The 10,874-nt window shown below is 60.3% G+C and carries 10 protein-coding genes; 7 read left to right on the top strand and 3 right to left on the bottom strand.

Annotated features, from left to right (window positions below):
• From map to bacA, 3 genes are all read left to right on the top strand, one after another.
• The coding region (gene map / locus ACUTJJ_RS14870) for a type I methionyl aminopeptidase (RefSeq protein ID WP_445542641.1) at positions 1–632 on the top strand (632 nt) is incomplete at its 5' end.
• A gap of 295 nt (positions 633–927) precedes the next feature.
• Positions 928–2,118, top strand: a complete 1,191-nt coding sequence (locus ACUTJJ_RS14865; RefSeq protein WP_445542640.1) for an MFS transporter — start codon at positions 928–930, stop codon at positions 2,116–2,118.
• 166 nt (positions 2,119–2,284) lie between these two features.
• A complete protein-coding gene (gene bacA / locus ACUTJJ_RS14860; RefSeq protein ID WP_006699415.1) occupies positions 2,285–3,559 on the top strand; it encodes a bacteroid development protein BacA in 1,275 nt (424 codons plus the stop codon).
• A 47-nt stretch (positions 3,560–3,606) separates the two neighbouring features.
• On the opposite strand, the gene ACUTJJ_RS14855 is transcribed toward bacA, so the two are convergent.
• Complete coding sequence (locus ACUTJJ_RS14855) at positions 3,607–4,590, bottom strand: polysaccharide deacetylase family protein (protein WP_445542639.1); 984 nt, start codon at positions 4,588–4,590, stop codon at positions 3,607–3,609.
• 150 nt (positions 4,591–4,740) lie between these two features.
• Between ACUTJJ_RS14855 and ACUTJJ_RS14850 the strand changes: the two genes are divergently transcribed.
• The 4 genes from ACUTJJ_RS14850 to ACUTJJ_RS14835 all read left to right on the top strand — a co-directional run bounded on the left by ACUTJJ_RS14850 (position 4,741) and on the right by ACUTJJ_RS14835 (position 8,532).
• Positions 4,741–5,325 carry an NnrU family protein gene (locus ACUTJJ_RS14850; RefSeq protein ID WP_296068676.1) on the top strand — a complete coding sequence of 195 codons (585 nt, stop codon included), beginning with the start codon at positions 4,741–4,743 and terminating at the stop codon, positions 5,323–5,325.
• Positions 5,326–5,480: 155 nt separating this feature from the next.
• The gene (locus ACUTJJ_RS14845; protein ID WP_296068680.1) at positions 5,481–6,152 is read left to right on the top strand and encodes a tetratricopeptide repeat protein; all 672 of its coding nucleotides are present in this window, start codon (positions 5,481–5,483) and stop codon (positions 6,150–6,152) included.
• A gap of 132 nt (positions 6,153–6,284) precedes the next feature.
• Entirely contained in the window at positions 6,285–7,715 is a 1,431-nt protein-coding gene (gene der, locus ACUTJJ_RS14840) for a ribosome biogenesis GTPase Der (protein ID WP_445542638.1), read from the top strand.
• Positions 7,716–7,923: 208 nt separating this feature from the next.
• Entirely contained in the window at positions 7,924–8,532 is a 609-nt protein-coding gene (locus tag ACUTJJ_RS14835; RefSeq protein ID WP_445542637.1) for a DUF2026 family protein, read from the top strand.
• A gap of 174 nt (positions 8,533–8,706) precedes the next feature.
• Here ACUTJJ_RS14835 and ACUTJJ_RS14830 read toward each other — a convergent pair whose 3' ends face one another.
• The gene (locus ACUTJJ_RS14830) at positions 8,707–9,756 is read right to left on the bottom strand and encodes a bifunctional monoglucosyl/glucuronosyl diacylglycerol synthase (RefSeq protein WP_445542636.1); all 1,050 of its coding nucleotides are present in this window, start codon (positions 9,754–9,756) and stop codon (positions 8,707–8,709) included.
• Positions 9,757–9,872: 116 nt separating this feature from the next.
• Positions 9,873–10,793 carry a sugar kinase gene (locus ACUTJJ_RS14825; protein ID WP_445542635.1) on the bottom strand — a complete coding sequence of 307 codons (921 nt, stop codon included), beginning with the start codon at positions 10,791–10,793 and terminating at the stop codon, positions 9,873–9,875.
• Between the last annotated feature and the right edge of the window lie 81 nt (positions 10,794–10,874).

Below are 10,874 nucleotides of genomic sequence, written 5' to 3'. Positions count from 1 at the left end.
CGATCGGCCGCAAGGTGCTGGAGGATAACGGCGCGCAGTCGGCGCCGGAGTTCTGCTACAAATTTCCTGGCGCGACCTGCATCAGCGTCAACGAGGAAGTGGCCCACGGTATTCCGGGGCCTCGCATCATCAAGGCGGGCGATCTCGTCAATATTGATGTCTCGGCGGTGAAGAACGGCTTTTTCGGCGACACGGGGTCGTCTTTTGCCGTGCCGCCTGTCAGAAAGGAAATCGAGCGCCTGTGCCGTGATGGCAAGCGCGCCATGTGGACAGGCTTGCAGCAGGTGAAAACCGGCAGGCCTTTTGCCGATATCGGCAACGCGATCGGTGCTTTTGCCAAAAAGAACCGCTACACCCTGATCACCAATCTCGCCAGCCACGGCATTGGCCGTTCGCTGCATGAGGAGCCGAAGGAACTGGCGACCTGGCCGGACAAGGACGAGCGCCGCATCATGCAGGAAGGCATGGTGTTCACTGTCGAGCCATTTCTTTCGACGGGCGCTTACTGGGCGGAAGATGGCGATGATGATCCGTGGACGCTCTACAGCGATCCGAGTGCACCGACGGTGCAGTATGAACACACCGTGGTTGCTACCAAGAACGGGCCGCTGGTGCTGACGCTCGCGGACTGACAGCTACACCTGCCTCGTCACCCTTAATCCTGACGTCGGAGCGAGCGGCTACCGCTTGTTTCTTCTCCCCACCGGGGAGAAGTCAGGGGCAGCCGGAATGAGGGGCGAGCTCTCCGAGATCCGGCAACGTTCCCCCTCATCCGACCCTTCGGGCCACCTTCTGCCCCTCGGGGAGAAGAATACACGGCACCCTCGGAACGCATCGACGGTCCCCGTGTGACAGATAAAGACCGCTTATAACGCCGATCAAAATAACTCGCTTGTCCCTTATCCGCCCCGTTGCGATAAGCCAAACATGAGCATCGAAAAGCCACTTTCCGCAAGACATCTGACCGCACTCGGCCTTGCCGGCGCTTTGATGATGGCATCCGCCATGGGTTTCGGCCGTTTTTCCTTTACCCCCATCCTGCCCGGCATGATGGCGGATGTGCCGCTTTCGGCGGGGGATGCGGGCATCGTGGCTGCTGGCAACTTCGCCGGATATCTAACGGGTGCTGTTCTCGCCGCCTCTTCCTGGGGATCGGGACGGGAGCGGCTGGTTGCCCTTTGCGGCCTGTTTTCCACCGCCGTGCTGCTGCTTGCCATGGCCGCCTTCAACTCGGTTGCGGCCTTCACCGTCATCCGGTTTCTGGCGGGCGTCGCCAGCGCGATGACCATGATCTTCACCTCGCAGATCGTCATCGGCCATGCCGCGAAAGCCGGTAGGGACAGTGTGCAGGCGCTGCATTATGGCGGCGTCGGCGCCGGTATCGCGATCTCCTCGCTGGCGGTCTATCTGATCGGCGTAGTCTTCGATGGTGGCGGTTCTTCGTGGAGGGAGGAGTGGATCGCCGGTGCCGTCTTTTCCTTCGTTACATTTCTTCTCGTCTTCCGGGTGCTTCCCGCAGGCCCGCCACGGCATGCGTCTTCAGCGGCGGAGCCGCCGCTCAACTGGACGCGACCACTGTTTCTGACGACGCTGGCCTATGGGCTGTTCGGTTTTGGTTATGTCATCACCGCCACCTTCATCGTGGCGATTGCGCGCATGGCGGCGGCAGGCGCTTTCGTGGCGTTTCTGGCATGGTTCGTTACCGGCTTTGCCGCTGCCGTTTCGCTCTTTCTCTGGAAACCGGTGCTGAAATCACAGGGGGTGAAGCGGGCTTTCGTGATCGTTCTCGCCGTCGAGGCCGTGGGCGTCTTCGCCTCGGTCATGCTGCCGCCTGTCATCGGCGTGCTCGCCGGCGGCCTGCTTCTCGGGCTGACCTTCATGGTCATCACCGCCTATGGCCTGCAGCTCGGCCGGGAATTTGCCGGCCCGAGCCCGCGTCGCGCCTTCGCGCTGATGACGGCGGCTTTCGGCACCGGCCAGATTGTCGGTCCGCTTGCCGCCGGCTGGATCGCCGAGGTGACGGGCAGTTTCACCGCACCCAGCATTCTCGCTTCCGCCATGCTTGTCGTCAGTATTCTGCTGATGCTGCCGGTGCTTAAGCGCGACCGGCCGTCTTGAACGACGCCCATTTCCAGGTTTTTAGGACATCCACCAGCTATCCGCGCCTTACATCTTGTTAAGGTCCGCGCTTCTCCGTTGCTGTGCACAAATTTCTGCCCTAGGTTCGGGCCATCTAGTGCTTCGCCAATAATGGCTGATTTCAAACGCGCGTGAGTCCAACAACGTGTTTCATTCCTTCTTTCCCAAACCGAAATTGTTCTTCACGTCTGCCTTCGTCTGGGCGATGGCCATGATCGGCGTCTGGTATGCCGGCGGCCGCAATTGGGGCGCCGCCATTGGCCTGCCGCCTCTGCCTGCCGGACAGGAGCCTGTCATCGGCGTTTCGGTTTTCTGGTCCACGCCGTTCCTGTGGTTCTACATCTATTACGCCGTTGCCGCGCTGATCTTTTCTGCATTCTGGTTCTGGTATCGGCCCCATCGCTGGCAAAACTGGTCAGTGCTCGGTTCGGCGCTTATTATTTTCGCGACCTATTTTTCGGTGCAGGTGAGTGTTGCGGTGAATGCCTGGTACGGGCCGTTCTACGACCTCATCCAGCAGGCTCTGGCGCGAACGGCGCCTGTTACCGCTGAGCAGCTATACATGGGCTCGCTTGGTTTCGCAGGCATTGCCTTCGTCGCCATCTTCGTTGGCGTTCTCAATCTGTTTTTCGTCAGCCACTACATTTTCCGGTGGCGCACGGCGATGAACGAATTCTACATGTCGAACTGGGATCGTCTGCGGCATATTGAAGGTGCCTCGCAGCGTGTGCAGGAAGATACAATGCGCTTTTCCTCCACGGTCGAGGGGCTTGGCGTGGGATTCGTGCGCGCGATCATGACCCTGATTGCATTTCTCCCTGTCCTGTTCACTTTCTCGGAAACCATCACGGACCTGCCGTTTTTCGGGACCGTGCCGCATGCGCTAGTATGGGCTGCGATCGTCTGGTCGGTGTTCGGAACGGTTTTCCTGGCGCTTGTCGGCATCAAACTGCCCGGCCTCGAGTTTCGCAATCAGCGCGTCGAAGCGGCGTATCGAAAAGAACTTGTCTATGGTGAAGACCATGAAGATCGCGCGGACCCCCTGACTATCAGCGAGTTGTTTGCGAATGTTCGGAAGAATTATTTCCGCCTCTATTTCCACTATCTCTACTTCAACGTCGCCCGCATCTTTTATCTGCAGGCGGACAACATCTTCGGCACGCTGGTACTTATCCCCTCGATCGTTGCCGGCAAAGTGACGCTAGGGCTGATGAACCAGGTGCTGAACGTCTTTGAGCAGGTCCGTGGCTCGTTCCAATACCTCGTCAACTCATGGACGACCATTGTTGAACTCCTGTCGATCTACAAACGTCTTAAAGCTTTCGAAGCGGCCATCGAAGGGCAGGAACTGCCTGAAATCGACCAGCGCTATCTGCTTCGGGAAGCAAGAGGCGGCGAGCTGGATGCTGATCGTCCCTGACAAGCAAAAAGGTGGCCATCGGCCGCCTTTTTTTCCATGAGGAGGTTTCAGCCCTCAGTCTTCAGCTTCCTGCGCGCCTCGATCATCGGCATCGCCTCGGCGTAGCTCACACACGCAACATCCTGCTTCTGGCAGACTTCACGCAGCAGCCGCTCATAGGCGTTCCAATAGGCGCCGCCATTCATCTTCACGAAGTGAAAGCCCATCTGCAGCGGAATGCGTTCGCCATAATATTGCCGGTCGAAAGCGTTGCGGAAGGCGGTATAGGCGCGCTCCTCGAATTCTTTCGCGCGATCGGGCGTTTCGACGCCGATGGAGTGGCGGATGAAGAGGTTGTAATCCATGGCGATGATTGGGCGGTTGCCCGGACCTTCCGGAATGAGGGGCAGGCCGAAATGCTGGATGCCATCACGCTCCACCGGCCATTCCGGTCCCTTGGTAATGCTGGTGGCGTCATAAACGAAACGGTGCTTTTTCTGCGCTGTCGTAAGCGCCGAGCCCTGCGAGAGATAGGGCGCACGAAAACCGTTGATCTTCTTCACCATCTCGCGCCAGCCTTCGGGCTCCTCGCCCTTCTTGCCGATCATTTGCCAGGCGTTTTCCAGCGTGCTGGTGAAGGTGGTGAATTCGCCGTCCCATTGGTCGGCGGTCCACTGGCCGCCATCGAAATGGCCGCAGGTGTGGTTGGCAATCTCGTGGCCTTCGCGATGAGCGGCCCAGATGTTTCTAAGCCTCGCCTCCACCTCGTCCGGCGATTGGCCGAAGCCGACATTGGAGCGGCCGGCCTTCTGGCCTGGTCCCTGATAGGTCTTGGCGCTGGTCTTGCGATCCATCACCAGCGTACAGGCGAGGAAATAGGTGAAATGCGCGCCGACTTCTTTCGCCGTCGCCCGGCTTCTTTCCCACAACGTATTGTCGCCCGCACCGTCGAAGGAGACGATGACGAGCTGCTTCGGCTTCTGCACCTCTTGCGCAAAAGCGGGAAGGGCGCCGAGAAGCGACAGGGAAAAGGCGGCAAGTGGGCGAAACATCAGTCATCCGTCATATGAAACACCGTGGCCTTTTGCGGGCGGAATGAGGCGAAGCTTTGAAGTGGCTGGCGTTTTCATGACTTTCAGCCTAATTCCTGTTCTTGACGGCGGTATTTGAACCGCTTCGTTCCACTTCGGGGGCCGTGTTCCATGCTTTTTCTCGCACTCTGTCTTGTCTTGTTCCTGCTCACCCATCTTCTGAAGGTGATCGCACCGCAGTTTCGCGCGCGCATGATTGCGGCGATGGGCGAGGGGCCGTTCAAGGGCGTGTATTCCGTCGTCAGCCTCGTCACACTCGGCCTTGTCATCTACGCTTTCGGCGAAGCGCGGCAGGAAACCGGCATGGTGTGGTATCCGCCCGTCTTCATGAGCCACATCGCCGTGACCCTGATGCTGCTGGCGATGATCTGTCTGGTCGCCAGCCTCGTCCCGGCTGGCCATATTGCAACGAAGACCAAACATCCGCTCATTCTGGCGGTCAAAATCTGGGCGCTTGCGCATCTTCTCGCCAATGGCGAAGCGTCCTCCATCCTGCTTTTCGTGGCATTCCTCGCCTGGGGTGTGGTGATGCGGATCTCGCTGAAGCGCCGGGAACGGGCGGGCGAAAAAGTGGTGCGAGACTTCGTTTCAAGCCGCTATGATCTGGTCGCCGTTGTGGGTGGCATCGTTCTCTGGGGCGCCTTCATCCTGAAACTGCACGAATGGTTGATCGGCGTTCAGCCTATCGCCATGTAGGAAATCGACGTTTCCCCCTTACATATCAGGCAAAATAGGCTAGAAGGCCGACCATGACCCCGGTTGGCTTTCTTTTGCCGATCCGGGTAAGCGGCTTGGTATGTCCGCGGACGGATGGATCGGGAACGATCTCCGCGCGGGTAACGGAGAATTTGATGGCAAACGAGAATGATACCTTTATCCGCGAAGTGAACGAGCAGATCCGCTCCGAGCAGCTGTCGCGCTTCTGGGGCCGTTACGGTATCGTGGTCGTGGGTGCAGCCGTTCTCGTCGTTCTCGGTGCCGCCGGCGCCGGCATCTACGAATACTGGAACACCAGCCGCGCTTCCAATTCGGGCGATCAGTTCCTGGCGGCCCTGACGCTTGCTTCGGAAAACAAGACGGATGAGGCGCTGAAGGCCTTTGCCGATCTCGAAACCTCCGGTCACGGCAATTATCCCGTTCTGGCGAAGTTCCGTTCGGCAACGCTGTTGTCGCAAAAGGGCGATGCGGCGGGTGCTATTGCCGCCTTCACGGCAATCGGCAACGATAATTCCGCGCCGCAGGTGTTCCGTGATACCGCCAAGGTGCGCGCCGCCTGGCTGCTGGTCGATAACGGTACCTATGATCAGGTGGCTGCGCTTGCCGAGCCGCTCAGCACCGATGGCCAGACCATGCGGGCTTCCGCCCGCGAGGCGCTCGGTCTTGCCGCCTATAAGGCTGGCGATTTCGCCAAGGCCAAGCAATGGTTCGAGCAGATCATCAGTGACACGCAGGCGCCGCGCAATGTGACGAACCGCGCGCAGATCATGCTCGACAACATCACCGCTTCGGGCAAGGCTGCCTAACGCCGCTGCCCAACCCGAGATCGCGCCGACAATCTTCGCATTGCCAAAGCGATCCAACGCATTATTTTACGCATGTCCTTTGCCCAAAACAGGTAACGTTTTGGGCAGACGTGCTTTAAGGAACCAGGATCAATGAGCTTCACCGTCGCCATAGTCGGGCGCCCCAATGTCGGCAAGTCCACGCTTTTCAACCGTCTCGTCGGAAAGAAGCTGGCGCTGGTGGACGACACGCCAGGCGTGACCCGCGACCGCCGTCCGGGCGAGGCAAAACTCGTCGACCTGCGTTTCACCATCATCGATACCGCCGGTCTGGAGCAATCCGGGCCGGAAACGCTTCAGGGCCGCATGTGGGCCCAGACGGAAGCGGCGATCGACGATGCCGACGTAACACTCTTCGTCGTGGATGCCAAGGCAGGCCTGACGCCGGCCGACGAGACGCTGGCGGAAATGCTGCGCCGCCGCGGCAAGCCGGTGGTGCTGGTCGCCAACAAGTCCGAAGCGCGCGGTTCCGACGCCGGTTTCTATGATGCCTTCACGCTCGGTCTTGGCGATCCTTGCCCGATCTCGGCGGAACACGGCCAAGGCATGATCGACCTGCGCGACGCCATCGTCGAGGCAATCGGCGAAGACGTCGCCTTCCCGCCTGAGGTTGACGAGGCGGAAACGGATATCGTTCTGCCGCGCAGCGAGCCGGGTAGCGAAGACGAGGAAGACGAAGAGCCTGTCTATGACGAGACCAAGCCGCTGCGCGTCGCCATCATCGGCCGGCCGAATGCGGGCAAGTCGACGCTGGTCAACCGTTTCCTTGGCGAAGACCGACTTTTGACCGGCCCCGAAGCCGGCATCACCCGCGACAGTATTTCCGTCGAATGGGACTGGCGCGGCCGCACCATCAAGATGTTCGATACGGCCGGCATGCGCCGTAAGGCCAAGGTGACGGAGAAGCTGGAAAAGCTCTCGGTTGCGGATTCGCTACGCTCGATCCGCTTCGCCGAAACCGTCGTCATCGTGTTCGACAGCACCATCCCGTTCGAGAAGCAGGATTTGCAACTGGTCGATCTCGTCATCCGCGAAGGCCGCGCCGCCGTGCTCGCCTTCAACAAGTGGGATCTGGTGGAAGACCCGCAGGCTTATCTGGCCGATCTGCGCGAAAAGACCGAGCGTCTCCTGCCGCAGGCGCGCGGCATCCGCGCCGTGCCGATCTCCGGCCAGACGGGTTATGGTCTCGACCGGCTGATGCAGAACATCATCGACACGGACAAGGTCTGGAACCGCCGTATCTCGACCGCCCGTCTCAACCGCTGGCTCGACGCGCAGACCACGCAGCATCCGCCGCCGGCGGTCTCCGGCCGTCGCCTGAAGCTGAAATATATGACGCAGGTCAAGGCCCGCCCGCCCGCCTTCATGATTTCCTGCACGCGGCCGGAAGCCATTCCGGAGAGCTATACGCGTTATCTGGTCAATGGCCTGCGCAAGGATTTCGATATGCCGGGCGTGCCGATCCGCGTGCATTATCGCGGCTCGGACAATCCGTTTGAGAGCAAGGCGAAGAAGCGGCGTTGATCGGCCTTCGATTCTAGGGCGCAACGATGCGGCATATTTCTTCTCCCCGCCGGGGAGAAGGTGGCCCGAAGGGTCGGATGAGGGGGCAACGTTGCCGTATCTCACGACCCTTGCCCCCTCATCCCGCTGCCGCGGACTTCTCCCCCTCGGGGAGAAGAAACAAGCGGCGGACGCTCATCCAACGCCCTGTTTTGAAGAGTAAAAGACCATGCTGATCAAGCAGACCGACTATCAGCGGATCTACCGCGTCATCAACAGCCTGCTCATCGCCCAGAATGCCGATCCCGCTTCGGCCTCGATGTATTTCAGCACCTTCGGCGCGTTCATCCTGCAGCAGCACTACAAGGTGAAGGCCGTGCCGAAGGGTGGGCTGGCGGCCTATAATCTGGGCGGAAAAGTGCTCCTGTTCGCGGATCATCGCGAGGACGGTTATGTGACGGGCGCGGGCGAAAATTTCCACTGCTGGATCGAGGCCGACGGCTGGGCGATCGATTTCATGGCGCCAGCCTTTTCCCAGGGCGGGGACGCGCTTTCCGTGCCAGCAAAAATGTTCCAGCGACCGCTCTCCGCCATGGCGGCATCCATTAACGATCTCGGCCGATCCGGCGATTTCTTTTATCGTGCGGAGCCGGAAGCAACCGCCAGGCGCTTTGCCGAATGGCACAAACAGACGGCGATCGGAGATATGGCAAGCGTCGCCGCCAACTGGTTTCACAAGTCACCCAAGCAGATGGCCGCATCTCTTTCGGTCAAGGACCGTGACGGAAAGGAACGGGTCGTGCCGCTGACGGGCCAGTCGCTGGTCGGCGCCTGGTAAACGTGTTTTGTCGGAATAAGGACGGCCAGCGTAATCTCGCGGCAGCCGCCTGACGTCAATCAGCAGCCCGACCCCGTTCTAAAGATAACGGCAGTCGCGTCCTGATCGCCTTGTGACATTCCCGTCATGTTTCGTCCACTGGCCCCGCGCAAAAAAAGCGGGGATGCCTTGCCTTCAGGCAAGCTGCGAACGGGACAGCAGCGGCAGAGATTTTCCGGCGGCATGGATGACATTGTCGAGGAATTGTTTGGAGGCCTTTTCCCAGCTGTAGCTTTTGGAAAGGGCAAGCGCTGCCTGTGGTGAGCAGTGAAGCGCCGCCAGACAGGCATTGCGCAGATTATTGTCCAAAGCGCCGGCAGCCGGGTTGCCGCCGAGAATGTCGATCGGTCCGGTAACAGGGAAGGCGGCGACGGGCACGCCGCTGGCCAGCGCTTCCAGAATGGTGTTGCCGAAGGTGTCCGTCTTGGATGGGAAAACGAAGACATCGGCCTGGGCATAGGCATCGGCCAGCTCCTCACCGGTCTTGATGCCGGTGAAGAGAACATCGGGATATTTTTCCTGCAAGTCGTGGCGGGCGGGGCCATCGCCAATCACCACCTTGGAACCCGGCAGGTCTAGGTCGAGAAATTCCGGCAGGTTCTTCTCCACCGCCACACGTCCCACGGTCATGAAGATCGGTCTCGGCAGGTCGAAAGGCAGTTTGGTTTTCGGACGGGGATAGAAAAGCTCGGCATCGATGCCGCGGCTCCAGCGCTTCAGGTTGCGCACGCCGCGGGCTTCCAGTTCGGTCTCAAGGCTCGGGGTGGCCACCATGCAGGTGTTGCCGCCATTGTGGAACCAGCGCACGAAGGCATAAAGCCAGCTTTCCGGTACGGGAAAGCGCGCCGCCACATATTCGGGAAAGCGGGTGTGGTAGCTGGTGGAAAAGCGCATGCGGTTCTTCACGCACCATCGCCGCGCCATGAAGCCGAGCGGCCCTTCTGTCGCAATATGCACGAAGGAAGGCTGGCTTTTTTCGATCTCCGCCGCCACGCGGCGATAACCGGCGACCGACAGGCGGATTTCCGGATAGGTGGGGCAGGGGATGCTGTAGAAACTCTGCGGCGTCACCATGCGCACGTCAACGCCGAGCCGCGCAAGTTCGGTATTGGTATTCTCGATCGAGCGAACCACGCCGTTGACCTGCGGGTGCCAGGCATCTGTGACAATCGTGATTCTCGTCATGAACACCGATCCTGCTCATTTGCACACGGGCGAATCCCCATTGCCCGGCTTCCGCCCGTATATGGGGTGCGCGTGTTACAGGATCATGTCAGGGCGGTATCGGCGGCGGTCGGGGGTTAGCCGACCAGCGGCAGCAACTCCGGGCTGATCAGCGCGCCATGGTGGCCGATGACGGTTGCCGCGGCCCTTGCGGCGAAGGTGGCGGCCTCTTCCTGAGAGCTTCCGGTCACATAGCGGGCAAGGAAGGTGCCGTTGAAACTGTCGCCAGCGCTCGTCGTGTCCACCACATCCACGGCCTTTTCCGCCGGGGCGTGGCTGCGGCTGCCGCCGAAATCGAGCGTTGCGCCCTTGGCGCCGTCCTTCACGACGATGTTTTCGACACCGAGCGAACGGTAGCGGGTGATGGTCGCTTCCACGGAGACATCGCCGAAATTGCTGGCCTCGTCATCGAAGCTCGGCATGACAAGCGTTGCGGCGCGGGCACCATTGGAGATCGTCTGCAGCATGACGTCCTTGTCGGCCCAGAGGCGCGGGCGGATGTTGGGATCGAAGACCACCAGCTTGCCCGCCGCCTTGGCGCGGCGCAGTTCCGCGAGGAACGTATCGATATCATGCGCGGAGGCGAGAATGGCGAGCGTGATGCCGGAGAAATAGACCACATCCGCGCTTTCCACCGTTCTACGCAAGTGGTCCGCGTCCGCAGCGAGCTGTCTTGCCGCCGCAGCGTTGCGCCAGTAGCTGAAAGTGCGTTCGCCGTCCTTCAGGTTGATGAGATAGAGGCCGGGCGTGCCACCCTTGATGCGGCGGATTTTTTCAGTGCCGATTCCGGCTTCGGCAATAAAGGCCAGCATGTCTTGCGAGAGCGGATCATCGCCGAGGGCAGTGAAATAATCGACGGACCAGTCTTGCGGCAGACAGGCGCGGGCATACCAGGCGGTATTGAACGTATCCCCGGCAAATCCCTTGCGCAGCAGCCCGTTGCCGGCCTGCGACAATTCCACCATGCATTCGCCAATCGACAGAAACCGTCCGCCCACGCCATCATCCTTCCGAATTTTCCAGCCATGCGGCTTACGACGAGCGCAGGCTGCTGACAAGGGCGGTTCTCGCCGTTTGTG

The organism is Agrobacterium sp. DKPNP3 (assembly GCF_052686535.1).
Note: the sequence above shows the minus strand (reverse complement) of the source record. Positions and strands in the feature narration are given on the sequence as shown.

Coding starts and splice junctions, on each gene's coding strand:
- ACUTJJ_RS14850 (WP_296068676.1), top strand. CDS start 4,741: ATGCTTTTTCTCGCACTCTGTCTTGTCTTGTTCCTGCTCACCCATCTT.
- ACUTJJ_RS14855 (WP_445542639.1), bottom strand. CDS start 4,590: ATGTTTCGCCCACTTGCCGCCTTTTCCCTGTCGCTTCTCGGCGCCCTT.
- ACUTJJ_RS14830 (WP_445542636.1), bottom strand. CDS start 9,756: ATGACGAGAATCACGATTGTCACAGATGCCTGGCACCCGCAGGTCAAC.
- ACUTJJ_RS14835 (WP_445542637.1), top strand. CDS start 7,924: ATGCTGATCAAGCAGACCGACTATCAGCGGATCTACCGCGTCATCAAC.
- ACUTJJ_RS14865 (WP_445542640.1), top strand. CDS start 928: ATGAGCATCGAAAAGCCACTTTCCGCAAGACATCTGACCGCACTCGGC.
- der (WP_445542638.1), top strand. CDS start 6,285: ATGAGCTTCACCGTCGCCATAGTCGGGCGCCCCAATGTCGGCAAGTCC.
- ACUTJJ_RS14845 (WP_296068680.1), top strand. CDS start 5,481: ATGGCAAACGAGAATGATACCTTTATCCGCGAAGTGAACGAGCAGATC.